The following is a 23,740-nucleotide window of genomic DNA, read 5'->3' as shown; positions in this document are numbered from 1 at the left end:
GGAATTGATGCGCGAAATGGGCGAGTGGGGCAAGTCGCCAGAAAGTTAACCGGCCTTCCCTGCCCCGCCACCCAGCTTTATGCGCGAGTTCATGAACGACGAAACGCGCCTGAAATTCGTACCGGTTGGAACGAACCCTGCGCGGCCATTTGGGATGGATTCGCGCGACCGTGCATGCCGCCTGGCGACGAACGCCGGGTTCGATTGCGGCGATGAGGCGGACCTGACGCGATCAGCGCTCTTATCGAGCATGGCCTACGCCTGGGATCCGGCATGGCTGAAAGCCATGCGCAACCGGCCGCGGACAGTCCTGACGTTCGGCGGCAAGCCGGTAATGGCCCATGTGCCCGCCGGCGAAGATCGAACGCCCGTGGCGGCGGCTCTCGATAGCGGGAAAGCGCTCGAAGGCTATGAGGTGCTCGCCTCAGAAACGGCTGAGTTGAACTACGCCGAATTGCGCAAGCGCGACCGGCCGTTCGTGCTGCCCTTGGACCCGGCCGACCCCGAACCGGTCGAGCGCGCGGCCTATGACGCCTCATACAAGGGCGTGACCGACGTCCTGACGCTGTACCTGTGGCGTAGGCCCGCCTTCTACCTGACGCGCTGGGCGGCGCGGGCTGGCCTGACGCCCAATATGGTGACGATGGTTGGCGCTTTGCTTTGCGTGCTCGCCTTCTTCCTGTTCTGGCGCGGCGAATATTGGTGGGGCGTGCTGTCGAGCTTTATCTTCATGGTGCTCGACACCGTCGACGGAAAGCTCGCGCGCTGCACCGGCGCATCGTCCAAATGGGGCAATGTCTTCGACCATGGCATCGACCTGATCCATCCGCCGTTCTGGTGGTGGGCGTGGGAGCATGGGCTGGCGGCCTTCGGGCGACCGCTCGAGCCGGTCTATGCCACGATGGTGCTGTGGGCGATCGTCGGCGGATATGTCGCACAGCGGATCATCGAGGGCATTTTCATGCGGCGGTTCGGCGGCATGCACATCCACGTATGGAAGCCGATCGACAGCCAGTTCCGGCTGATCACCGCGCGGCGCAACCCGAACATGGTGATCCTGGTCGCCGCGCTCCTCGTCCAGCGGCCCGATACCGGCCTTGTGCTGGTGGCGCTTTGGACGATCGTCAGCCTGATTTTCCATGCGGTCAGGCTCGCGCAGGCAAGCGAGCAGGCGGCACGCGGACGGAAGATCACCTCCTGGCTGGAAGCGTGAGCTTCACCGCGATCGTGCTCGCCGGGTCGCGGCCCGGACGCGACGCCTTCGCGGAAAGCTTCGGCACCGATTTGAAGGCGCTGATCCCGGTCGATGGCCGGCCGATGGTCACACGGCCGGTAAAGGCGCTGATCGAGAGCCCAAGCGTCGGGCAAATCATCGTACTGAGCCAGGCGCCGGAGCGGATTGGGGCAGCGCTGCCGGAAGAGTCGCGGGTCACGAGCCGGCAGTCGCTGGGCACGATCGCGGAGACGATGCTGGCGCTATGCAATGACGCGAGCGTCCAATGGCCGTTACTGGTGACGACCGCGGACCATGCCTTGCTCGACGCTGCGACGGTCGACGAGTTCTGCCGCGAAACAGCCGGAGCGGATGTTGCACTCGGTGTGGTCGAGCGGGCAAACCTCATGCGGCGCCTGCCCCAGACGAGGCGGACTTGGCTGAAATTCCGCGGCGGGGTTTACACCGGCGCCAACCTGTTCGCGCTGCGATCGCCAGCTGTGGCGCCCGCGATCGATCTCTGGCGCTCGGTCGAGCAGGACCGGAAGAAGGCGTGGCGGATCATCTCTTTGCTCGGCCCCACCACGCTGATGCTGGCCGCGCTTCGGCTCATCAGTCTCGACGAGATCCTGGCGAGCCTTAGCGGCCGGCTCGGATTGTCGGTGAACGCTGTTCGCCTCTCCAATCCCCTCGCAGGCGTCGACGTCGACAAGACCGAGGATCATGCGCTCGCCGAGAGTATCCTCAGGGGCGAGGCATGAGCGATCTTGCCGTCTACGACATGGACCGGACGGTCACGCGCCGTGCCACCTACACACCGTTCCTGCTGCACTGCGCGATCAGACGAGCGCCATGGCGCCTGCTGTTCCTGCCGCTCGTGGCACTATCGATGCTGGCCTACGCGACGAGGCTGATCGACCGGGCGCGGCTGAAAGAGATCAATCACCACCTGCTTCTCGGATCGAGGATCCATCCGCGCCATCTCCAGCCCCTAGTCGATGGCTTCGCCGAACGGCAGGTCGCGACGAACATCCGACCCGGCGCATGTAAGGCCATAGTCCGCGACAAGGCAGAGGGCCGGCGGCTGGTGCTCGCGACCGCGTCATACCGCCTCTACGCCGATGCGATCGCCAAGCGTCTCGGCTTCGACGACGTGATCGGCACGGGATCGATTATCGGCCTCGACGAGCGGGTTCACGCCAAGATCGCAGGCGAAAATTGCTACGGGCCAGCCAAGCTCCGGATGATCGCCGACTGGGTCGACAAGTCAGGCCTCAAGGGCGCGCGAGGGCACGTCCGCTTCTATTCCGACCATGTGTCCGACCAGCCGGCGTTCGAGTGGTCGGACGAACCGGTCGCGGTGAATCCGCACGGCAAGCTCCGCCGGCTCGCCGCGCAGCGCGGCTGGACGATCGAGGACTGGGGCTAGACTGCGTTCAGCGCGTTGGCGAAGTCCGCGATGAGATCGTCCGGATCCTCGCAGCCGATTGAAATCCGCACCAGATTATCGGTGATATCGAGCAGCTTCTTGCGCTCTTCCGGCACCGACAAATGAGTCATAGCAGCGGGCGCGCTGGCGAGCGTCTCCGTGCCGCCAAGGCTGACCGCCAAGTTCGCGATCTTGAGATTGTCGAGGAAGGCGAACGCCTCTTTCTCTCCGCCCTTCACGTAGAGCGAGAAGGTCGAACCGGCGCCGGTGCAGTGACGGTCGAAAATGTCGGCCTGGCGGGAGCCCGGCTCGAGAAAGCCGAGATAATTGATCTTCTCGACCTTCGGATGATCGCGCAGGAAATCGCACACCTTGACCGCGTTCTGGCCCGCGCGGTCCATGCGAAGCTCGAGCGTTTCAAGGCTGCGCAACAGCATCCACGCCGTGTTCGGATCGCAGATCGTACCGATCGTGTTTCGCAGCATGCGAATCTGGTTGATCAGATTCTTCTCACCGACGAGCGCGCCGGCGACGAGATCGCTGTGTCCACCGACATATTTGGTCAGGCTATAGACCGAGAGGTCAGCACCGTGACTGAGCGGCTTCGCCCACAGCGGGCCGAGGAAGGTGTTGTCGATTGCGATCGGGGGGCGTTCGCCCTCGGCAAATGCTGTATCGCGAGCAGCCGCGACGGCCTCGACATCGACCAGGGCATTGGTCGGGTTCGCAGGGCTTTCGAGATAGATCAGGCTGACCCTGCCTTTTTCCTTGCCCTTGGCAATCACGGCGTCGATCTCTTCACGGGTCGCGCCGGACGGAAAGTCGATCCACGACACGCCAAACTGGCCGAGGATCTTGGCGATCAGGGTCTCGGTCGCCGCATAAAGCGGGCCCGAGTGGACCACGCAGTCGCCGGGGCGGACGAAGGTCAGGAGCAGGGTCGCGATCGCCGCCATGCCGCTCGAGAAAGCAAGCGCATCATCGGCGTCTTCCCATACGGCGAGCCGGTCCTCGAGAATCTCCTGGTTGGGGCCATTGAAGCGCGAATAGATCAGCCCTTCAGCACCGCCCGGCCGCTTGCCGGTCACGCCTTCGAAGAAGCGCTTGCCGGCGGCCGCAGTTTCGAACGCGAAGGTTGAGGTGAGGAAGATCGGCGGCTTCAGCGAGCCTTCGCTGAGCTCCGGGTCAAACCCATAGCCGAGCATCAGGGTCTGCGGCTTCAGCTTGTGATTGCCGATGCTGGTCGGTGATGGGCGGGGCGAGCGATGTTGCGACTGAACGCCGCCGGCTTCCGGTTCGGTAGGCACGAGAGAGGTCTCCTTGATCGGCGTAGGGCTAGGCTGTTGCGAAACGCGGCTCAAGCCGAAGTTCAGGGGAGCCCTATAAGGCTGGCTTGTCGCCCATAATCGGCTTCGCCGCGATGAGTTGCCCGGCGAAAGCTGTAGAAACGGCCCGGATCCGCATAGGTGTCGAGGTTCAACGCTTCGATTTCGCCGACACCAGCCGCGATCAGCCGGTGGACGACATAATCCTCAAGGTTGAAGTGCGGTTTGCCGGCCGGCCCCTCGTCGAAGAACCGCTCATTGTCGGCATCGCCGGCGATGAAGCGGTCGCGAAAGCTCTCGTCGACTTCATAGGAGGGCTGCGCAATGCATGGCCCGACCGCCGCATGGATGTGATCGCGCCGGGCGCCGAACCGCTCCATCGCGGCAATGGTCGCGTCGGTCACGCCAGCCAGCGCGCCGCGCCAGCCAGCATGCGCGGCGCCGATCACGCCCGCTTCCGCGTCGGCGAACAGCACCGGCGCACAATCCGCGGTCAGTATGCCAAGCAAGACGCCGGGCCGGTCGGTGACCATCGCGTCGGCATGGGGCCGTTCGGCGTGGGGCCAGGGATGTTCGACCCTCACCGCTTCGGCGGAATGGACCTGGTGAACCGTCGCGAGCTCCGCGCCGCTTTTGACCGCATCGATCGCCCGCCGGCGATTTTCATCGATCGCTGCGCGGTCGTCGTTGCTGCCGTAACCGACATTCAGCCCTTCAAGCTCGCCGGTCGAGACTCCGCCGCGGCGTCCGAGAAAGCCGTGCGGAAGGTCGCCGAGACAGATCGCCCGATTGACCTCGACGCTACTCACAGCAGCTTCTTCATGATGACGTCCTCATCGGCTTGGCTGCCGACCATGAATTCGTAGCGCCCGGCCGGCTCGAATCCATATCGTTCGTAGAAGCGCCGCGCGCGATGATTATCGGTGAAGACAGTCAGATAGAGCGCGGGCGCATCGCGGCGCCGCGCTTCCTCTACGACCCAGTCCATCAACACGTTGCCGATGCCGGCGCCGTGGAACGCTCCGTCCACATAGAGCTGGTGCAGCATGACTCCCGCCGGATCGTCGACGGAAACCTTCAACGGCCCGAGCTTGGCGAAGCCGACGAGCTCGCCATCGCTCTCCGCCACCTGAAATGCATAGTCCTGGTCACGCAGCTGGTCCGCCCACAACCCGATGGTGAATTCGGCGAGAAATGCGGCCAGGTCTTCAGGACGATAGAGGTGCGCGAAGGTGTCGCAGAAGATGCGCGTGAATAGCTCGTGTAGCGCCACCGCGTCACCTTCGTCGGCACCGCGATAAGCGACGCTCATTCGAATCCCGCTGGTTGCGGCCAGTCCGGTGCGTGAAACGCGACGACCTTGAACAGCTCGCCCATCTCCGCCTTGCCTGTCAGTCGCTGAACCGCGGCTGCGAGCTCCTCCGCCCGGTCGGGGTTAGCGGCGGTAAGCGCCGCTGCCCTAGCGCCGATGCCGAGAAGATTGAGCCATTCTCCCTGGGTCGCAACCGGGGTCACCGCTGCGCCAGCATCAGCCGTTGCATTGCCGATCGATTCGAAGTCGACATGGCTGGTCAGGTCCTGCTCGCCCGCGTTGGCAAGCACATGCGCAAAACGATGGCCGCGCACCGCCTGGAGCGTGTCTCCGGGCGCGCTTTTCGCGTGGCCATAATCGATGACCAACGCGACACCGCCATGCGTGTGGAGCCGCCGTCCAAGCTCCGCCGCTACTTGATCCCGGACGGGCGAAGTTTCGACAATCTCGCCGTCCCTGTCGAAAGCGAGGCCTCCGCCGGCAGCAATCACCCGCCGCTCCATCGCGCCGACATGCTGACGGATCGGCAGGGCATCGAAAAACTCATTCGCGACCAACAGCATCGGGCGGTTCGGCAGACTATCCACCGCATCATGCCATTGCGGGTCGGACAGCAATTCTTTCTGCGCGGTACGCAGGACCGGGCTCGTTTCGACGAGGTGGACCTCACCCGCGAAACCGGCGCGACGAAGCACGCGAAGTACGTCGTCGGCGAGAGTCCCGCGTCCGGGACCAAGTTCCGCATAAAACGCATCCGGCGGGCTTCCCGCCCGCACCCAAACATCCGCGAGCGCAGCGCCAATCAGCTCTCCGAACAACTGGCTGATCTCGGGTGCGGTCGTGAAATCCCCGCCAGCGCCCAAGGGGTCGCGGGTCGCGTAATAATATTGGTTGCAGGCCTCCATATAGGCCTCGACGCCGATCGGCCCTTCCGATTGGATGCGTTCGCGAAGCGCGCGCTCCAGCGGTGTCAGGCGACGCTCTCCGTGCCCGCCACAGGCTCGACCCTAACGCGGCGCTTGGCGGCGGTCAGCATTAGGTACAGCCCGCCCAAGACCATCGGCAGCGAGAGCCACTGGCCCATGTGCAGGCCAGTCGCCTGGACGAAGCCGACAAGCTGGCTGTCCGGTTCGCGGATGAACTCCACGCCGAAGCGGAACAGGCCGTAGAAGAACAGGAAAGCGCCGACGAGCCTGCCCGGCTCGTAGCGGGCCTTGGTTCTCCAGAACATCCAGGCGAGGATCGCGAACAGCACGAGACCTTCGAGGATTGCCTCGTAAATCTGGCTGGGGTGGCGAGGCTGACCGAGAATCGGTCCGTAAGGCGTCACTTCCACGAAGCGAACGGCCCAAGGAACGTGAGTCACCGCGCCCCACAGCTCCTGGTTCACGAAATTGGCCAGCCTTCCAAAGAACAGGCCGAACGGCACGCAGCAAGCGACATAATCGTGAATCCGAAGCCACGACAATTTCTCTTTCCGCGCGAAATAGATGATGCCGAGCGAGGTCCCGATCACGCCGCCGTGGAACGACATGCCGCCGTCCCACAATTTGAGGATCTCGATCGGGTGGCGGATATATTCGGCGAGGTTGTAGAACAGCACGTAGCCGATGCGACCGCCGAGGATGATGCCTAGCGCGGCATAGAAGACGAGATCGTCGGCGTGGCGGCGGGCGAGCGGAGCGCCGGGCTGCTTCAGCAATTTCAGCAGGTACCAATAGCCGATGAAAATGCCGGCAAGGTAGGCAAGGCTATACCATCTGAGGTCAAACGGTCCGATGTGCAGCGCCACTGGGGACAGACCGAGATCGGTGAACTTGGTGAACTGTGCGTTGTCAGCGGCTTGCAAGGACTTCCCCCTGAATGATCGGAGCCTCATAAGGCGGGCAGGCGCAAAGGCAAAGGAAGCCCGACGAGCGAATGCCGAACGAGCTAGACCGGCAGTTTGATCGCATCCTGGCCGAGGTAACCGGCCCGGGCGGGCGGCTGGCCGTCGGTGCCGATGAGCATGGTCGAGCGATCGTCACCAACTTCCCTGCAACCCTTCCTGAATTTTTCCACGCCTTCTGCGCGCTGAACGCCGACAGAGAGGCGGTGGTTGCCGGCGACGAGCGATTGAGCTTCGCCGATCTCGACCGGATCTCCGAGAAGGTTGCATTTGGCCTTGCGGCGCGGGGGATCGCCAAGGGCGACCGGGTCGGCATCGCGATGCGCAACTGCGCGTCGTGGATCGTCAGCTACATGGGCATTCTCAAGGCCGGCGGGGTCGCGACCTTGCTCAACGGGTGGTGGGAAGCGCATGAGATGGAACATGCGATCCTGATGACCGACCCGAAGCTGGTCATCACCGATCCCCGCCGCGCGGAGAAGATGTCCGAGCGGTGCGCCGGACGCGACATATTGTCCGTACCGATCGAACTGCCGGTCGAGCAGGCGCTGGCGGAGATTATAGCCGATGACGGCCCGCCACTGCCGGCGATCGAGCCCGATGACGACGCCACGATCCTATTTACTTCGGGATCGACCAACCTGTCGAAGGGCGCGCTATCGACCCATCGCGCAGTGACGACCGGCACTTACGCCTATTCGATCGGGCTCATCACCCTGCTCGGCATCCTGACAGAGGAGGGGCGAGCACCGACGGCCCAAGCACGGACGTTAGTCGGCGTGCCACTTTTCCACGTCACCGGCGAGGTGCCGGTGATGCTCAATAGCTTCGTCATCGGCCGCTGCATGGTGCTGATGCCCAAATGGGATGCGGGCGAAGCGCTGCGCCTGATCGAGGCCGAGAAGATTACATACTTCGTCGGCGTGCCGACCATGAGCCTCGAGCTCATGAACCATCCCGACCGCGGCAAATACGACCTGACGTCCTTGAAGGACATCACCGCCGGCGGCGCGCCGCGGCCTGTCAGCCATGTCGAGCGACTGAGGGAGGAATTCCCGAACGCGCAACCGGCGCTGGGCTACGGTTTGACCGAGACCAACGCGGTCGGCTGCATCAACTTCTGGAGCAGCTATGCCGCCAAGCCGGCATCGACCGGACGGGCTTCGAGGCCGCTGGTCGAGGTCGCGATCCTGGACGACGAGGGGCAGCCAATGACGACCTCGCGCTTGGGCGAGATCGGCATCCGGACCGCGGCCAACATTAAATGCTATTGGGGGGACGCCAAGGCGACCGAGGCGTTGTTCACGGCCGACGGCTTCGTGCGCACCGGCGACATCGGCTATCTGGACCAGGACGGCTATCTGTTCATCGTCGACCGCAAGAAGGAAATCATCATTCGCGGCGGCGAGAACATCTCCGCGGCCGAGGTCGAAGCCGAATGCTACGCCTGCCCGTCGATCGCCGAAGTGTCCGTATTCGGCGCGCCCGATGAGCGGCTGGGCGAAGTGCCGGTCGCGGTGGTCCACCTCAAGAATGGCGCCGAGCTTGGTGAGGACGACCTCCGCGCGTTCCTCGACGGCAAGCTCGCGAAGTTCAAAATCCCGCAGCGCTTCTTCTTCAGCAGCGAGCCGCTGCCGCGGCTGGGCACGGGCAAGATCGATCGCCGGGCGCTCAAGGCGCAGTACGCACATTGAAGGTCGACCGTCGCACCGTCCTGATCGGTGGCGGCGCGGGCGTTGGCCTGGTCGTCGCGTTCGCGCTGTGGCCGCGCCGCGCCCATTCCGACCTTGCGCTCGCAAAAGGCGAAGACGCCTTTGGCAATTTCATCAAGATCGCCCGCGATGGCCGCGTCACCGTCGCCGTCCCCCAGGTCGAAACGGGCCAGGGGATTTGGACCGCGCTGCCGCAAATCGTCGCGGACGAGCTTGGCGCAGCGTGGGAGACGGTCGCTGTCGAACCGGCGCCGCTGACTGACGCATATGCGAATCCCCTGCTCGGGGACGGCAATATGCGGATCACGGCCAATTCAACCTCCGTCCGCGCGTTCGAGCAGCCGCTGCGCCACGCCGCGGCGGTCGCCCGGGCGATGCTGGTCGGCGCCGCCGCGGACCGCTGGAACATATCGCCTGCCGAGTGCGAGACTGCGGATGGCTTCGTCATCAACGGCGCACGCACCTTCACGTTCGGCGAGCTCGCCGAGGAGGCGGCGGACCGTAGCCCGCCGCGCAACGCGCCGCTGCGCAATGCGGCAAAAGGGCGGTTGATCGGGCAACCGCTGGCGCGGCTCGACGGTCCCGCCAAGACCGATGGGAGCTGGCGGTTTTCTGGCGACGTCCGGCTTCCAAACATGCTGTTCGCGGCCGTCCGGATGGCGCCGCCCAATGGCCGACTGCGCAACTATTCAAGGGAATCCCTCGCGGCCGCGCACGGTGTCCGGCATGTCGCGGCGCGCGACGCATGGATCGCGGTCGTCGGCGATACATGGTGGTCAGCGGAGCGCGCGCTGAAGGCCGCGAACCCGGTCTTCAGCGGAGAGCAAGGCCTGCCCGATGTGCGTCCGCTGTTCGAGGACGCGCTGGCCAACGGAAGCGCCGACAGTTGGTTCTCGCGCGGCGATTACGACCGCATGGTTAGGGGATCCCGGCCACTCGCAGCGACCTATTATGCGGCGCCCGCGATGCATCTGGGGCTCGAGCCCATGTCCGCCACCGCCGGTCGGGCGAAAGAAGTTTGGGCAGCGACCTTGGCCCCGGGGGGCGCGATCAGCTTCCCGATGCCGCCAGGCGAACCCGCCGGGCGCGCGCTCGAAGCCGATGCGGCCGGCATCGCCGAACAACTCGCGCGGACAATGGGCCGCCCGGTGCAGGTCGTGCTGTCGCAATCGGGCAATCAGAACCACGACCATCCTTCCGGCGGCGTGCTCGCACGAATGATGGCGCTACCGGGCGCCGGAGGAATCACCGCAGCCTGGAAGATGCGCGTCGCGTCAGGTGGCGGTGTCGGCAGCGCACTTGCGGCAGTCGAACGAAAGAAGGCTCCAACCAAGCTCGGCCAGTTAGACCTCGACGGGTCAGTCCCGCCTTATTCGATCCCCGACGTCGCCGTCGAAGCGGTTCAGGTAACGGTCCCGTTCGAGGCGGGATACATGCGCGGTTCGCCGCAACGCGAGTTCAGTTTCTTCACCGAAAGCTTTGTCCACGAGTTGGCGCACGCCGCCGGGGCCGAGCCGCTGGCGTTTCGAATGTCCATGCTCGGCGGCAACGGCCGCCTCGCCCGCTGCCTTCAAGGCGCCTCGCGCCTCGCGCAATGGGATGGCGGAGGAGCTGGCAGCACCATGGGGATCGCCGGTGTGTCGGCTTTCGGCTCGCACATCGCGCTGGTGGCAAGCGCGAGCATCGGCGAGGACCAGAAAGTAAAAGTCCATCGCATCGTTGCCGCCGTCGACTGCGGCCGGGTCATCAATTCGGGCCTTGTGGTGCAGCAGATCGAGAGCGGGCTGATCTGGGCGTTGGCGCAAGCGACCATCCCCGCGCCCGAATGGGTATCCGGGATGCCTCGCGCCCGCCCGCTCGGCAGTCTTGGTTTGCCGCGGATCGGTGAGGTTCCCGACGTGGTCGTCGAGATCATCCCCAGCAGCGAAGCGCCGGGGGGCATCAGTGGGCTCGCGGCGACGGTGCTCGCGCCCGCGGTTGCGAACGCCATTTTCGCCGGGAGTGGCAAACGGATGCGCTCGCTGCCGTTCGATCCTATGTCGGCGTGATGGCCCGACCCGCTGATCATCCGAGCACGCCGCAGCCGAAGATCGGCGTTTTGCTCATCAACCTCGGCACCCCCGACGCGCCGGAGGCGCGCGCAGTGCGCCGCTATCTTGCCGAATTTCTCAGCGATCCGCGGGTCGTCGAAATCCCCGCGATCGCGTGGAAGCCGATCCTGCACGGAATCATCCTTCGGGTCCGGCCGCGCCGTTCGGCGGAAGCCTATAACCAGATCTGGACCAACGAAGGCTCGCCACTGGCGGTAATCGCGAAACGACAGGCGCATGCGCTTTCTGCACGGTTCAAGGGCCGAGCGATGGTCGATTACGCGATGCGTTACGGAAACCCCGGCATTGCCGAGGCGATCAATCGAATGGTCGACGCGGGCTGCGCGCGGATCCTCGCTGCACCGCTCTATCCGCAATATTGCGCGGCGACGACGGCCACCGCCAACGATGCGGTGTTCGGCGTGCTTGCGCGAATGCGCGTCCAGCCCGCGCTTCGCGTGCTTCCGCCTTATTACGACCACCCGTTTTATATTTCGGCGTTACGCGACAGCCTTGAACGCCAAATCAAGGCCCTGAAATTCAAGCCGGAGAAACTGCTGCTGAGCTTCCACGGAATGCCCCAGCGGACGCTCGAACTCGGCGATCCCTATCATTGCCATTGCCGCAAAACGGCGCGGCTGGTTTCGGAAGCGCTCAAAATCGACACGGATGTGTCGTTCCAATCGCGCTTCGGGCGCGCCAAGTGGCTGGAGCCCGCGACCGATGCAACGCTCGCCGGTTACCCGGGCGCGGGAATCACGCGCGTTGCCGTTGCAGCGCCCGGCTTTTCGGCCGACTGCCTGGAGACGCTCGAGGAACTCGGCATTCGCGGCCGGGAGACGTTCGAGCGCGCTGGCGGCAAGCAATTCGCGTTGCTCGATTGCCTCAATGACAGCCGCGAAAGCATCGCGATGCTGGAACGCCTGATAGCGCAGGAACTTGCAGGCTGGCTGGAGCAATCATAAGCGCGATCGTTTGAGAGGAGAGGAACATGGCTCGAGTGGCTATTGTCACCGGCGGCACGCGCGGTATCGGCGAAGCGATCAGCGTCGCACTTAAAGACATGGGCATGACCGTTGCCGCCAATTACGCAGGCAATGAGCAGCGCGCCAAGGAGTTCACGGAGCGCACCGGAATCCCGGCGTACAAGTGGGACGTCGCGGATTTCGACGCGTGCCAGGACGGTGTGAAGAAGGTCGAAGGCGACCTCGGCCCGGTCGATGTGCTCGTCAACAATGCCGGCATCACCCGCGACACCACGATGAAGCGGATGGACCACCAGAAGTGGCAGGAGGTGATGGATACGAACCTCGGCGGCTGCTTCAACATGGCGAAAGCGGTGTTCGAAGGCATGCAGGGCCGTGGGTACGGCCGGATCGTCAATATCGGGTCGATCAACGGCCAGGCGGGCCAATATGGCCAGGTCAATTATGCCGCTGCCAAGTCCGGTATCCATGGCTTCACCAAGGCGCTGGCCCAGGAAGGTGCGCGCAACAACGTGACCGTGAATGCGATCGCGCCCGGATACATCGACACGGACATGGTGGCAGCGGTGCCGGAAGAGGTGCTGGGCAAGATCGTCGCCCGGATCCCAGTCGGCCGGCTCGGCCAGGCAAGCGAGATTGCGCGCGGTGTCGCCTTCCTCGTCGACGAGAATGCGGGCTTCGTCACCGGGTCCACGCTGTCGATCAACGGCGGCCAGCACATGTACTGATGGCGGGCGCCGCTTACGCACCGCCGCAAAAGCGATCGGTACTGATCGCCGGTCACCAAACGTCGATCAGCCTTGAACCTGTGTTCTGGAAAGCGCTGGAGACGGCTGCGCGGGCGCGGGGCGTGCCCATCAATGCGTTGGTCGCGGAAATCGACGTTGCCCGGCTGGATTGTGACCGGCCGCCGAACCTCACGTCGGCGATCCGCCAATGGCTATTTTCGGGCGGCCTCGGCGGCTGACAGCACCGCCCGAGCGAAACGCGGACCAGAATCGGGCGCGTCCGTCATGAACAAAGCTGGCTCGATCAGCTCGAGCTCGATGACCTGCAGGCGGCCGTCGTTGCCGACGACGATGTCGACGCGCGCATAGGTCGTCGCCGCGGGAGCGGCGGCAAGCGCGGCCTTGCCCAAATCCAGTGAGCCGGGTGGCGGATCGCACGGACCGATGATTCCGCCATATTCGGGCTGCACCCGAAACTCCCCGGGGCGGGGAACCTTGCTCACCGAGTGACTGAACTCGCCACCGAAGAAGATGAGCGAATATTCGCCACTGTTGACGATATCCTTGAGCCAGGGCTGGACCAGCATTCGCCAGCCGCGAATCTTCTCGGGAAGCGGATCGCCGGGCGCGATGCGGAAGGTGCCGTAGGCGCTCGCCGACACTAGCGGCTTCACCACCAGTTCGCCACCGCCGAACGCGCCACGAGCGGCCTCGAGCGCGACCTCGTCGAGTGATTCGACCGCGATCGAAGGCACGGTCGCGACGCTTTTGGCGTGAAGCTCGGCAAGGTAGGACTTATCACCATTCCAGCGCAGCACCGGCACCGGGTTGGTTACCCGAACATCCTCGCTCTCAAACCGGTCGAGCACAGACTGCCACTTGGCGAAGTGCTGGTGGTAACCCCAGGCGATGAGCGGGAGCACCATATCATAGGCCGCGAAGTCGGCGTCGGACGTCCAATCCACTGGTTCGACCGTTGCCCCCATTTTCCGGAGTGCGCCGGCCTGCGGGTCGAAAGTCCAGCCCCAGTCGAGGTGATAGTCCGGCGGTGGGACCAGGAACGCGAGGCGCAGAGGGCTAGCGTCCGAGAAGGATGCGGGCCTGTCCCGCGATCTGGGCCAGCATCGGCGCGCTGACATGGCCTTCGGTGCGCGCACGCGCGATCAACTGCCGGAACTGATCGATGCGGGCCTGCTGACGCTCGATCCAGCCGTCGACCGCAGTGTCGAGCTCCGCAGCGCGATTACGCGACAAGAAATCGATCCTCAGCTGCTCGAAATCGCGTGCGAGGCCTGCGGTGAGCAGCCGCTCCCACTGATCGGAAGGGACGAAGCGCGCGACCTGCTGCTGCGCCCAGTCGAGGCCGAGGGCTTCGCCGAGCCGCGTGTAGGCGCGCGTGACCACGAGTTCGTCTACCTTGCGGCGCGCCGCAAGCGCGGCGATGCCGAACACGCCGTCGAGCTCGTACAGCCGCACCAGACCACGAACGATATCCTCGCTCGCACCGAGCGCGATCAAGCGGTCGCGTCTCGCGGCCGCCTCGTTCTTCACTTCCGAACGGATCAGCTTCGCCGCTGCAACCGAAATCTTGCGAACGCCTGGCTCAAGCAAAGCGCAGAGGTCCTGCACGCTGGTTTCCCCGCCGGCGGAGCGAAGGATGTCGGACAGATGGGCGCGAATGCTGGACGCGGCTATCGAGAACAATTCGATGCGCACCGTTTCGGGCAGATTGTCCTTTTCGATCTGCTCCCAAAGCCGATCGAGATCGAGCAACCGTTCGGCGACAAGGAAGGCCGCCACGACCTGCTGGAGCGACGCGCCTTCTTCCTCGGTAAGGTCGAACGCAGCGCCCGGCCCGAGCCGGTTCACGAGCCGGTTTGCGACCTTGGTGGCGATGATCTCGTTGCGCAGCCGGTGGGCCCGGATCGCGTCCGCGTGGGCTTTGCGCATCGGTTTCGGGAACGCGTCGAACAGCTGCGGAAGGACGATTGCGTCTTCGGAAAGCTTCAAGTCTTCAGCGGCATCCTGAAGCACGAGCTTGGAGATGGAGAGCACCACGGCAAGCTCGGGCCGCGTGAGGCCGCGATTGTCCTGCCCGCGCCGAATGAGCTCATCGCTCGATTCAAGGCCTTCGACCTTGCGGTCGAGCCGGCCCGATGCCTCGAGCAATTCGATGGTACGAACCTGGCCCGGAAGCGCTTGCGAACCGCCGGCCTCGGCGATCGAGAGGGCAAGGCTCTGTAGCCGGTTGTCCTCGAGCACGAGATCGGCGACCTCGTCGGTCATCTTTGCGAGCAGGCTGTTGCGCTTTTCGAACGATAGCCGCCCTTCGCGCATCTCGCGATTGAGCGGGATCTTGATGTTCACTTCGTTATCCGAGCAGTCGACGCCCGCACTGTTGTCGATGAAGTCGGTGTTGATTCGCCCGCCATGCTCGGCGAACTCGATCCGCGCCGCCTGGGTGATGCCGAGGTTCGCGCCTTCGCCGATCACCTTTGCGCGAAGCTCGTCGGCGTTCGCTCGAAGCGCGTCGTTCGCGGTGTCGCCCACGTCCGCGTTGCTTTGCGCGGATGACTTCACATAGGTGCCGATCCCGCCGAACCACATGAGGTCGACCGGCGCCTTCAGGATTGCGTTGATGAGCGTCGCGGGATCGACAGATTTCGCCTGGATACCGAGAGCGCGCTGCGCCTCGGCGCTCAGGGGAATGGACTTCTCGGTACGCGGAAACACCCCGCCACCCTTCGAAATGAGCTTGCGGTCGTAATCGTCCCAGCTCGAGCGCGGCAGGTCGAACAAGCGCTGGCGTTCTTTCCAGCTCGCCTCGGCGTTGATCGGATCGGGATCGATGAAGATGTGGCGGTGGTCGAACGCGGCAAGGAGCCGGATCGACTTCGACAGCAGCATTCCATTGCCGAACACGTCGCCCGACATGTCGCCGCAGCCCGCAACCGTGACCGGGTCGGACTGAACGTCGATACCCATTTCGAGGAAGTGGCGCTGGACGGAGATCCACGCGCCCTTGGCGGTGATCCCCATCGCCTTGTGATCGTAGCCGTTGGATCCGCCACTCGCGAAGGCATCACCGAGCCAGAAGTTGCGCGACAAAGCTATCTCATTGGCGATGTCAGAAAAGGTCGCGGTGCCCTTGTCCGCGGCGACGACGAAATAGGGATCATCGCCGTCGTGGATCACCACCTTTTCGGGGTGGACGACCTTGTCGTTGACGAGGTTGTCAGTGACCGAAAGCAGCGACCGGATGAAGATGCGATAGCTTTCGGTCCCTTCCGCCAGCCACGCGTCGCGATTGGTCATCGGCGGCAATTGCTTGGGATAGAAGCCGCCCTTCGCGCCGGTCGGAACGATCACTGCATTCTTGACCAGCTGCGCCTTCATCAACCCGAGGATTTCCGTGCGGAAGTCGTCGCGGCGATCGGACCAGCGAAGGCCGCCGCGGGCAACCGGACCGCCGCGTAGGTGGATGCCCTCGACGCGCGGGCTGTAGACCCAGATTTCGCGCCACGGCACAGGGCGCGGAAGACCCGGAACCAGGCTGCTGTTGATCTTGAACGCAAGCGCTTCTTCCGCAGCCGGAGCGAATGCGTTGGTGCGAACGATCGCTTCGACCAGCGCACGAAGGCGACGAAGGATGCGGTCGTCGTCGATCGACCGGACCTTGGCGAGCGATGAATCCAGTTGCTCGCCATATTTCGCGACCTGGGCGTCGCGACCCTTGGCCGCCGGGTCGTGCGCCGCGACAAACAGCCCGATGAGCGCGCGCGTGGCGTTCGGCGCACGGCGCAATGCGTCGACAATGGTGATGAGGCCAAAGCTGCTACCCGTCTGGCGCAGATAGCGGAACCAAGCCCGCAGCCACACCACCGCCTGAGTATCAAGCGCTGCATAGAGGACGAGTTGGTTGAACTCGTCGTCCTCGGACACGCCGCACATCACGTTGGAAATGGCCCGCTCGATGTCGCGAACCCTCGCAAGCATCGCGTCGATATCGGCTTCGGCGCCCACCTCGACGGTGAAATCGTGCAGGTAGCCAAGCCCGTCGGCGAGCGCGCTCGGGCGCTCCTCGAGCACGCGGAAGCCGAAATTCTCCAGCACCGGTACGACGTCGGACAAAGCGATGAGGCCGCCTCGACGATAGGTCTTGAGCCGCAGCTGACGGCCCGGATCCCCATCGCGGCGCGAAATCCGGACGCTGCGGTCTGCATCGCTGGTGAGGCCGCTCAGCCGCAGGATATCGGCGGCGCCCTCCTCGGGCGCTGTGCGCGAGCGGTAAGTGTCGGTGAAAGAGTGCAGGTAGGTCAGAGCAAGTCGGGTCGCGAGTGCCGGGCCGGCAGCAGCGATGAGTTCCGCTTCGACCGCCGGAGCCCAGCCGCGAACCATCTCGACTACCGCAGTGTCGAGCGCTTCGGCATCGGGAAGCGGGGCGTCCTCGTCGATATATTGGGTGTAGCGAATGAGCGCGAGATCGCCGTCGCCGAGCTCGACTGACCAGCTTGTGACCTCTCGGCCGACCGCCTTCTCCAGGAGCTTCGCGATTGCCGTGCGGCGGGTGGTCGTCAGCTCTTCGCGCGGCAACCAGACGAAACTGAACAGCTGGCCTTTCAGCAGGCTGCGAACCTGCAGCAGCCCCGGTCGCGGCCGATCGGCGAGCGACATGGCCATCATCACCAACGCGCGCATGGACTGGTAGTCGATGGTGATCAGCAGATCGCGCGGGAGCGATGCAACCGCGTGACGCAGGGCCTTGCCCGAATGGCCTTTGGGATCGAACCCAAAGTCCTCGTCCAGGCGCTGGAGACGCTTGCGCAGCACCGGGACTTCCTCGGGAGGGACGCGCAGCCCCTCACTGGTCCACAAGCCGGCGTGGACGCCGATGCCGGTGACCTTATTTCCTTCGCGAAGCGGAACCACGACGAGGTCGAGCGGGACGCGGCGATGGACCGTCGATTTGCGCTCAGCCTTGGCCATCAGGGGGACTTCGCCGCCATTTTCGAGATAGCGCATGGCGTTGAGGCAACCGCCCTCGTCAGTCGGTGCGCCAGGAATGCTGAAGATGCCCAGCGCCTCGGACGGGGCCTCGTACGGCTTCTCCACATGATAGCCGAGCAAGGTCATCGCGCCGCTGGCGAACCAGTCGAGCAGCTCGGCGCCTTCCGGGTCGGAAATTTCCTTCGCGTCACCGCGCATCCGGCCCTGAAGTTTGGGCCAGTCGCGCACCGCCAACCGGACATCGTCGAGGACCTGCTTGAGATCGGCCGCTAGCTGTTGGCGGTCACGGGCATCGACGCGGTCAAGCTCGAGATACATCATCGATTCGCGCCGGCTCTTATCGTCGCAGCGCAGTTCGACTTCTTCCAGCGCCCCCTTGGCGTCGCGGCTGACGCACACGACCGGGTGAAGCAGCCGGTGAATGGTGATTTGCCGCCCGGCGACCGCGTTGGCGACCGAATCGACGAGAAACGGCATGTCGTCGTTGACGATTCCGATCCGCATCCGCCGGCGACCGGCTTCTCCGCCGGTCGACTGGATCGCAATCTCGACCTCTCCCGGTTTGCGGCGAGAGGCGACTTGGGCGAGGAACTCGGCGGCATCGCGCTCGGCTTCACGAGTGAAGCCATGGGTTTCGCCGGGGAGCGCGTTTCCAGTCAGCGCCTTACGAATTGACTCGACCAACGGCGGGTCCAGGCGCGTGTGAGCGGTCATGAAGAGATTGGGCTCCAGCGAGTGAGGGGCTGGGCCGGGCCTATAGACCCGCGCTCACCGGACGGACAACCCCGCGGAGTTAGGCAGCGCGGCGGATAGCGCGTTCGATCAGCGCTTCGTCCTCAACGATCGCGACCAGTTCGTGCCGGCCATCGGCGCCGCGACGGGTGACGACGACGGCGAATTCTTCCTCGGCCGGAACTTGGTCGAGCGAGATTGGCGGCGCAGCGCGGAGGCTCGCGCGAGCCGCGTCGCCCTTGGTGTCAGGCTTCGACTCCGGCCGGCGGGCCTGCCGCTCGGCGGCTACAAGCGCCTTGAGGCCGCCCGGCTGTTTTTCGATGAAGTCGTGGAGTGTCCCGAGGGCGAGTTCTTGCCGCTTGGCGTATGAGAGGGCAGCGGCGAATTCGGTCAGTCGCGCCTTGTCATAGTCGATGCCGAAGACGAGCTTCACGATCGGCGTCATCGGTGCGCGAACCTGCGCCTTGACGCCCGATTCTTCGAGCAGTTCGGCATACTCTTCGGGATTTTCTTGAGCAGCGAGCGCGAAATCGTAGGCCATCGACAGTGCCTGATAGAGCGCTGTGCGGGTCCGTCCCTCGCCCGCCTTTACCGCGTCGGCAGTCTCACGGGCAGCGCAGAGGCGGTCGGCAAGCCCCGAGTCCACGGCAACCACCGGCTCTGGAACTGCGAAGCGCTCGTCCTCGACGTAAGTCTCATCCTCCGCGTCCATCGGAGGCTCGGGCTTATTCGCCTCGACCGGCACTAGTTCGGTGAGTTCGAGCGGCTGCTCTTCTTCGAATGCAATTTCTTCGGCGACTGGCTCAACGTAGACCGCAGGCTCGGCAGGGTGGCTGAAGCCAGGATCGGCCACAATTGACGCCTCACAAGTGCTGTCTTCGACGTGCTTCCAATTAATCACGCCGTAGATGAAATCGATCGTGTCCCCGTCCGACGAGAAGGGCATCAGGATGCCGCGGTAGCAAATCGTCTCGCCGCGCGGATTTTCGAACTCCGCCTCAAAGCCGACCGGCGACCGGTTGGCGATGATCTGCATGTAGTGGTCGGTAAGGCGGGAGAGCAGCGACCGGCTAGGGACATCCGCGATGGTGCGGGTGTCGTCATTCAGCGCGCATTCGTCCCGGATCTCGGCGCCGATGTAGGGGATTGCGGGATTATCGCCGCCGCAGGTGAAATCGAGCAGCACGCTGTGACTCGAAAAATCCTCGACGTCGCCCGGTTCAAGATCCTCGATCGACGGAAAGTCGCGGCCTTCCAGCAGGGAAACCCAATAATTGTAGGCGCGGACGTGCATCCGCCGCTCATCGGTGCCGATTGCAGCGGTAACGTCTTGTGCGGGCGGGACTTCCTCCGCGGACGGCAGATCGAAGTCGCTCGAGAAATTGCGCATACTATCCATTGGTTTGCGGGCCCCACTTCCCTCCAAATCGACCGGAAAATGGCTGAGGGCGGTTACTAAAGCGTTAAGTATGTTTGTTGAGTGTGGTGTCGCCGTCTCGCCCTTGCCGACGCGGCGAGGCGCTGTTAGGGGGCGCGCGTCTCCGAAAAGAGAGCCAAGCCGCTTTAGCTCAGCCGGTAGAGCACATCATTCGTAATGATGGGGTCGCGTGTTCGAGTCACGCAAGCGGCACCACCCCTTAACAAGGCTGCTCCGGCCAACCTTCTGGAAGTGCGCTAACGCGCATCCCCGCACTTGGGCGCTGTTTGGGTTTAGGAACGGCTAATTGGCTTGGTCACGGTTCGGAGCCGTTCGCACTGGGGGTGACGCCCATCTGAGCATAACGAACTCACCGTGCGCCAGGGAACATGCAAAGACTAGCAGTTCGAACGTCGGTGAACCCCTACTTCAGCCTCGGCAATTTTAGGTGCGAACAGATCAAGAACACGCTATGGTGATCGCGTGTTAGAGGGCCTCAAAATTCTGCATTCAGCTGACGAGTGCCTAGCGCATACGGAAAGTACGGGGCATCAGCTTCCGCAACTCGTCAAGCGGGAGGTGACAATGAATCAGAAGGGCATGAGAAGTGCCCCCGAGCAGCTGGGCGTCGTTCTACGCCAGGCAGAAGAGTTACAGATAGCTCGGGGTAAGCGCGTCTCCGTTGTCGCAGAACATAATAAGGTTGTTCAGCAGCATGGTTCGGTTCTGCTCGCAAAGTTTGGAGTGGCCGCCCGACAACAAATCATAGGATGGATACAGGCGGCAGCGGAACGGGGCCACGCAGATCTTCTCGTGGTCTCCAGAGCTAGGGACATGTTCAAAGCGGACTCGGCTCCAATTGCCGAAGTGTTCACCGGCACACCGCCGGCTAAGCTCAAAGGGCTCGTTCCTGAATATTACAACGCCATCGAGCCAGCGAATGCGTCCATGTGGTTCCTACTAAAGGACGAGCTGAGGCCTGTGTCTCTTGCTGGACTGAAGCTTGTGAGCTCCGGGCGCCCACTCATGGAGGTCATGCTCGAGTGTCGCACTTCGATGATGATCGTAGAAAGATAACGAGGGAGGTTTCGGTTTGGCAGTAGCGCAAAACGCTCCGGTTCAGGGGCGCATCGGAAAGATTTACGATCATCTATATGCAAACGCGCCTGTTAAAACTCCCGCTGCGATCGCATACGAATTCGGAAAGCTAGCGCACGCATGTTTGTATCTTGAACAAAAGAGCGCGGGTCCAGCTTTCCCCGAGGCGGCACGCAATCCTGCTCGTGCTCTTCGCGCCCGAGAAGTGATCGCAGAACTTTCTCAAAGGCTGCGCGCCTGTTTCAAGGAAATGGCCGAGGACTGGGAGATGTACTCGGGTGACAGAGAGATCAAACTCTCAGATTACGACATTGCCTTCTGTATCGCGCACATCGGTGACCTGCGCTTTTCAGACCCAAATCACGACCTCCTCGGAGACATTTTCGAAATCATTCGATCTCAATTTGCCAAGGAAAAGGGTGGGCAGTTTTTTACCGACCCGCAGGTGACCCATCTTGCGATGAAACTTCTCGAATTCGATCCATTCGCGGGCGACGATCTCGTGGACATCTGTGCCGGGACAGGAGGTTTTCTACTCGCTGGAATGGCTCATCTAGAGGAGCGGGCTGACAAGGAGGAGTGCACATCCGTAGCGGCACTGGTCGCCAAGTCTTTCGTCGGCGTGGAAGTTGATCCCGATGCCGCAGAGGCGGCCAATTCGACCATTCGGGCACGTTTCGGAAATGACGTTCGAAGCGTTGTCCGCGTCGGTGACAGTTTGCACCTGCACTTTGGAGCTTTGCCCGCAGGAATCGAACTCGGTAAGCATCGATGCGCAGCTACAAACCCTCCATTTGGAACAAAAATCACGATTAAGGACCCGGAGATCCTGCAGCATTACGAGCTTGCCGGCTTATCCCCTCGTGACGGTCTCACGAACCGTCGTGTCTACCCCCAAGCTCCCGACACGCTATTTTTGGAGCAGAACCTTCGACTGCTTGCGCCAGGTATCGGACGTGTCGCAATAGTTGTCCCATATCAAATATTGTCTGGCCCCCAGGCTTTGCCAATTCGAGAGTGGCTCATTCGGCAAGCGGAAGTGCAGGCTGTGATCGACTTGCCTGCCGACACATTCCAGCCGCACACTGGCACAAAGGGCGCGTTAGTGCTTCTGAAGCGGCGTGCAGAACCGCTCAGCGACGTTTCCGAGGCCCGTGATGAGCCCATCTTTATGTCGGTTCCGCAGCACATCGGCCATGATCGTCGTGGCAACGCTATTTATCGGAAATCTTCGGATGGATTGCCATCAAACGAAATTCTGACCGATTTCGATGAAGTCGCTTCGGCACTCGCAGTGTTCAGAACCGGGCATTCGCCAAGCTCGGCGCATACCCGCAGCTTTACGATGTCCGTCGAAGACGTTTTAGCATCGGACCTAAGAAATCTAAATGCCGCCTACTATCTTGGCCGCAACGCCGCTCACGCCCAAGCTAACTCCAGTGGACTAACGTTCAAACGGTTGGGGGATCTTGTCGAGGACGTCTTCTTTCCCACTCGTTTTAAACGGAACTACGTTTCCGCCGACGCGGAAGGCGCAGTTCAGTTCATGGGCGGTGCAGGGATCACGGAGTTCCTTTCAACTGGTCGAAAATGGCTGAGCTCTGACGATCGCCAGCTACACAAGTTGCGGGTGAAGGCGGGCTGGATTCTTGTCACCCGAAGCGGAACAACAGGAATCGTCTCCACCGTTCCGGAAGTGTGGGACGGGATCGCGATATCCGAGCACGTAATCCGCATTATTCCTGATGCTGAACGAGCGCCCCCTGGCTATCTCTACGCGGTCCTGGCCAGCGCCTACGGTCAGGATTACCTGCGCCGCGGCGTGTTCGGCTCCGTCATCGATGAGATTACGCCGGAGTATGTCGCAGACCTACCGGTTCCCATTCCGACGGAAGCGAGCGTATTAGAAGAGGTCGGACGCACTATGATGAAAGCCGAAAAAGAGCGAGCGCGCGCAATGGAAGCATTCAAGTCGTGCGTAAGCCAAGTAGATCAGCTGTTTGACGGCTAAGCGGCTTTGTCTCGAACGTGCACGTCGGGAGAAATCTGCCTGACGTAATCCGGTTCAGCAGCATGACGTTCTACTATTGATTTCATGAGGTCTAGCATCTCGGGGAGGGTGTTGTTTCCTTGCAGCTGATTGCTCCTCGCTAACATGAGGAAGGCGTTGGCGGGCTCATGACGACCCCCGCGGTCCAGCGGAAAGATGTGTCCTGATTGGATAAGCCTTCTATCCTGGCAGAATGCCGCGAAAGAGATGGGCACCAACTGGATCGGATCTCTGTACGCGCCCGGCTGGATCGGGTGGCCAGTGAGCCAATCGAAAACATTTTGGACCGTACCGTCTGGGAAGGCAGGCGCTCCGTCCATCGAGAGCGTTTCCAGTATGTATTTGATTTCCACGAGGGTGGCCGGAATCTCGTCCGCGTAGAACTTGTGCGCGGCATCGAGCAACCATCTTTTCGTGCGGTTCCCATCAGCACCGCTCTGTGGTCGGCCAGGAACGATCTGGGAAAAGGCGGCGGTTGGCGGTGAACGTCTGCCCGCGTCGTGGAACTTCGTCAGCAGGGCCGTAGTCACGACATCAGAAATACCAGCCTCGCGATTGAGCGTACGAAAGAGATGGCGTGACAGCTCCATCAGACGCCGAACATCTGCAACGTCCAGGTTATCTGCTTTTTCCCCCAGGCCTACAAACTCTTGCAGTCTCTTGTCAGCGGCTTCCATGCAACCCTCCGCAGTGCCAGTGACAGAACCATGCGGTAGCGCTCACTGCCGGTCAAGTTATCGATAAAAAGCAGCA

The 23,740-nt window shown here is 63.0% G+C and carries 19 protein-coding genes and 1 tRNA gene; 11 read left to right on the top strand and 9 right to left on the bottom strand.

Annotation, left to right across the window (positions count from 1 at the left end; translation table 11 throughout):
* Nucleotides 1-91: 91 nt before the first annotated feature.
* Genes AC4K8G_RS10025 through AC4K8G_RS10015 form a run of 3 tightly spaced genes read left to right on the top strand, consistent with a single transcriptional unit; the run spans nt 92 to nt 2,642 of the window.
* Complete coding sequence (locus tag AC4K8G_RS10025; protein WP_491734004.1) at nt 92-1,213, top strand: CDP-alcohol phosphatidyltransferase family protein; 1,122 nt, start codon at nt 92-94, stop codon at nt 1,211-1,213.
* Nucleotides 1,210-1,974: an NTP transferase domain-containing protein gene (locus AC4K8G_RS10020; RefSeq protein ID WP_491734003.1), complete on the top strand. Its 765-nt coding sequence runs from the start codon at nt 1,210-1,212 to the stop codon at nt 1,972-1,974. The genes AC4K8G_RS10025 and AC4K8G_RS10020 overlap by 4 nt, the downstream gene beginning before the upstream one ends.
* Nucleotides 1,971-2,642 carry an HAD family hydrolase gene (locus AC4K8G_RS10015; RefSeq protein ID WP_491734002.1) on the top strand — a complete coding sequence of 224 codons (672 nt, stop codon included), beginning with the start codon at nt 1,971-1,973 and terminating at the stop codon, nt 2,640-2,642. Before AC4K8G_RS10020 ends, AC4K8G_RS10015 begins: the two co-directional genes overlap by 4 nt.
* Here AC4K8G_RS10015 and AC4K8G_RS10010 read toward each other — a convergent pair.
* The 5 genes from AC4K8G_RS10010 to lgt all read right to left on the bottom strand — a co-directional run bounded on the left by AC4K8G_RS10010 (nt 2,639) and on the right by lgt (nt 7,128).
* Nucleotides 2,639-3,949, bottom strand: a complete 1,311-nt coding sequence (locus AC4K8G_RS10010) for a cystathionine gamma-synthase family protein (protein WP_491734001.1) — start codon at nt 3,947-3,949, stop codon at nt 2,639-2,641. The two genes, AC4K8G_RS10015 and AC4K8G_RS10010, sit on opposite strands and share 4 nt — an antisense overlap.
* A gap of 62 nt (nt 3,950-4,011) precedes the next feature.
* Nucleotides 4,012-4,776 (bottom strand): peptidoglycan editing factor PgeF, encoded by a 765-nt coding sequence (gene pgeF / locus AC4K8G_RS10005; protein WP_491734000.1) that lies wholly within the window; start codon nt 4,774-4,776, stop codon nt 4,012-4,014.
* A complete protein-coding gene (locus AC4K8G_RS10000) occupies nt 4,773-5,279 on the bottom strand; it encodes a GNAT family N-acetyltransferase (protein WP_491733999.1) in 507 nt (168 codons plus the stop codon). The genes pgeF and AC4K8G_RS10000 overlap by 4 nt, the downstream gene beginning before the upstream one ends.
* Nucleotides 5,276-6,184 (bottom strand): class I SAM-dependent methyltransferase, encoded by a 909-nt coding sequence (locus AC4K8G_RS09995; protein ID WP_491733998.1) that lies wholly within the window; start codon nt 6,182-6,184, stop codon nt 5,276-5,278. Before AC4K8G_RS09995 ends, AC4K8G_RS10000 begins: the two co-directional genes overlap by 4 nt.
* A gap of 65 nt (nt 6,185-6,249) precedes the next feature.
* A complete protein-coding gene (lgt, locus tag AC4K8G_RS09990) occupies nt 6,250-7,128 on the bottom strand; it encodes a prolipoprotein diacylglyceryl transferase (RefSeq protein ID WP_491733997.1) in 879 nt (292 codons plus the stop codon).
* Between the two features lie 71 nt (nt 7,129-7,199).
* On the opposite strand from lgt, the gene AC4K8G_RS09985 reads away from it, so the two are divergent.
* Genes AC4K8G_RS09985 through AC4K8G_RS09965 form a run of 5 tightly spaced genes read left to right on the top strand, consistent with a single transcriptional unit; the run spans nt 7,200 to nt 12,922 of the window.
* The gene (locus tag AC4K8G_RS09985) at nt 7,200-8,861 is read left to right on the top strand and encodes a class I adenylate-forming enzyme family protein (protein ID WP_491733996.1); all 1,662 of its coding nucleotides are present in this window, start codon (nt 7,200-7,202) and stop codon (nt 8,859-8,861) included.
* A complete protein-coding gene (locus tag AC4K8G_RS09980; RefSeq protein WP_491733995.1) occupies nt 8,858-10,927 on the top strand; it encodes a molybdopterin cofactor-binding domain-containing protein in 2,070 nt (689 codons plus the stop codon). Before AC4K8G_RS09985 ends, AC4K8G_RS09980 begins: the two co-directional genes overlap by 4 nt.
* Entirely contained in the window at nt 10,927-11,934 is a 1,008-nt protein-coding gene (gene hemH / locus AC4K8G_RS09975; RefSeq protein ID WP_491733994.1) for a ferrochelatase, read from the top strand. The genes AC4K8G_RS09980 and hemH overlap by 1 nt, the downstream gene beginning before the upstream one ends.
* A gap of 26 nt (nt 11,935-11,960) precedes the next feature.
* The gene (phbB, locus tag AC4K8G_RS09970) at nt 11,961-12,683 is read left to right on the top strand and encodes an acetoacetyl-CoA reductase (RefSeq protein ID WP_491733993.1); all 723 of its coding nucleotides are present in this window, start codon (nt 11,961-11,963) and stop codon (nt 12,681-12,683) included.
* Nucleotides 12,683-12,922, top strand: a complete 240-nt coding sequence (locus AC4K8G_RS09965; RefSeq protein ID WP_491733992.1) for a ribbon-helix-helix domain-containing protein — start codon at nt 12,683-12,685, stop codon at nt 12,920-12,922. The genes phbB and AC4K8G_RS09965 overlap by 1 nt, the downstream gene beginning before the upstream one ends.
* Here AC4K8G_RS09965 and AC4K8G_RS09960 read toward each other — a convergent pair.
* The 3 genes from AC4K8G_RS09960 to AC4K8G_RS09950 form a co-directional block, all read right to left on the bottom strand.
* Nucleotides 12,896-13,741 carry an ATP-grasp domain-containing protein gene (locus AC4K8G_RS09960; RefSeq protein ID WP_491734448.1) on the bottom strand — a complete coding sequence of 282 codons (846 nt, stop codon included), beginning with the start codon at nt 13,739-13,741 and terminating at the stop codon, nt 12,896-12,898. The genes AC4K8G_RS09965 and AC4K8G_RS09960 overlap by 27 nt on opposite strands.
* A gap of 19 nt (nt 13,742-13,760) precedes the next feature.
* Nucleotides 13,761-18,404: an NAD-glutamate dehydrogenase gene (locus AC4K8G_RS09955; protein WP_491733991.1), complete on the bottom strand. Its 4,644-nt coding sequence runs from the start codon at nt 18,402-18,404 to the stop codon at nt 13,761-13,763.
* 79 nt (nt 18,405-18,483) lie between these two features.
* The gene (locus tag AC4K8G_RS09950) at nt 18,484-19,821 is read right to left on the bottom strand and encodes a hypothetical protein (RefSeq protein ID WP_491733990.1); all 1,338 of its coding nucleotides are present in this window, start codon (nt 19,819-19,821) and stop codon (nt 18,484-18,486) included.
* 158 nt (nt 19,822-19,979) lie between these two features.
* Between AC4K8G_RS09950 and AC4K8G_RS09945 the strand changes: the two genes are divergently transcribed.
* The 3 genes from AC4K8G_RS09945 (at nt 19,980) to AC4K8G_RS09935 (ending at nt 22,948) form a co-directional block, all read left to right on the top strand.
* Nucleotides 19,980-20,055, top strand: a tRNA-Thr gene (locus AC4K8G_RS09945).
* Nucleotides 20,056-20,424: 369 nt separating this feature from the next.
* The gene (locus tag AC4K8G_RS09940; protein WP_491733989.1) at nt 20,425-20,916 is read left to right on the top strand and encodes a hypothetical protein; all 492 of its coding nucleotides are present in this window, start codon (nt 20,425-20,427) and stop codon (nt 20,914-20,916) included.
* 16 nt (nt 20,917-20,932) lie between these two features.
* Nucleotides 20,933-22,948, top strand: a complete 2,016-nt coding sequence (locus AC4K8G_RS09935) for an N-6 DNA methylase (protein ID WP_491733988.1) — start codon at nt 20,933-20,935, stop codon at nt 22,946-22,948.
* Here the strand turns inward: AC4K8G_RS09935 and AC4K8G_RS09930 are convergent.
* On the bottom strand, nt 22,945-23,664 hold the full coding sequence (locus AC4K8G_RS09930) for a hypothetical protein (protein WP_491733987.1): 720 nt from the start codon (nt 23,662-23,664) through the stop codon (nt 22,945-22,947). The genes AC4K8G_RS09935 and AC4K8G_RS09930 overlap by 4 nt on opposite strands.
* Between the last annotated feature and the right edge of the window lie 76 nt (nt 23,665-23,740).

This window comes from Sphingomonas sp. SP3 (assembly GCF_058514305.1).
Note: the sequence above shows the minus strand (reverse complement) of the source record. Positions and strands in the feature narration are given on the sequence as shown.

What these genes read in the sequence shown, in the direction of transcription:
- AC4K8G_RS10000 (WP_491733999.1), bottom strand. Translation starts at nt 5,279, where the DNA reads ATGAGCGTCGCTTATCGCGGTGCCGACGAAGGTGACGCGGTGGCGCTA.
- AC4K8G_RS09930 (WP_491733987.1), bottom strand. Translation starts at nt 23,664, where the DNA reads ATGGAAGCCGCTGACAAGAGACTGCAAGAGTTTGTAGGCCTGGGGGAA.
- phbB (WP_491733993.1), top strand. Translation starts at nt 11,961, where the DNA reads ATGGCTCGAGTGGCTATTGTCACCGGCGGCACGCGCGGTATCGGCGAA.
- hemH (WP_491733994.1), top strand. Translation starts at nt 10,927, where the DNA reads ATGGCCCGACCCGCTGATCATCCGAGCACGCCGCAGCCGAAGATCGGC.
- AC4K8G_RS10025 (WP_491734004.1), top strand. Translation starts at nt 92, where the DNA reads ATGAACGACGAAACGCGCCTGAAATTCGTACCGGTTGGAACGAACCCT.
- AC4K8G_RS09995 (WP_491733998.1), bottom strand. Translation starts at nt 6,184, where the DNA reads ATGGAGGCCTGCAACCAATATTATTACGCGACCCGCGACCCCTTGGGC.
- AC4K8G_RS10015 (WP_491734002.1), top strand. Translation starts at nt 1,971, where the DNA reads ATGAGCGATCTTGCCGTCTACGACATGGACCGGACGGTCACGCGCCGT.
- AC4K8G_RS09985 (WP_491733996.1), top strand. Translation starts at nt 7,200, where the DNA reads ATGCCGAACGAGCTAGACCGGCAGTTTGATCGCATCCTGGCCGAGGTA.
- AC4K8G_RS09955 (WP_491733991.1), bottom strand. Translation starts at nt 18,404, where the DNA reads ATGACCGCTCACACGCGCCTGGACCCGCCGTTGGTCGAGTCAATTCGT.
- AC4K8G_RS09965 (WP_491733992.1), top strand. Translation starts at nt 12,683, where the DNA reads ATGGCGGGCGCCGCTTACGCACCGCCGCAAAAGCGATCGGTACTGATC.
- AC4K8G_RS09950 (WP_491733990.1), bottom strand. Translation starts at nt 19,821, where the DNA reads ATGGATAGTATGCGCAATTTCTCGAGCGACTTCGATCTGCCGTCCGCG.
- AC4K8G_RS09940 (WP_491733989.1), top strand. Translation starts at nt 20,425, where the DNA reads ATGAATCAGAAGGGCATGAGAAGTGCCCCCGAGCAGCTGGGCGTCGTT.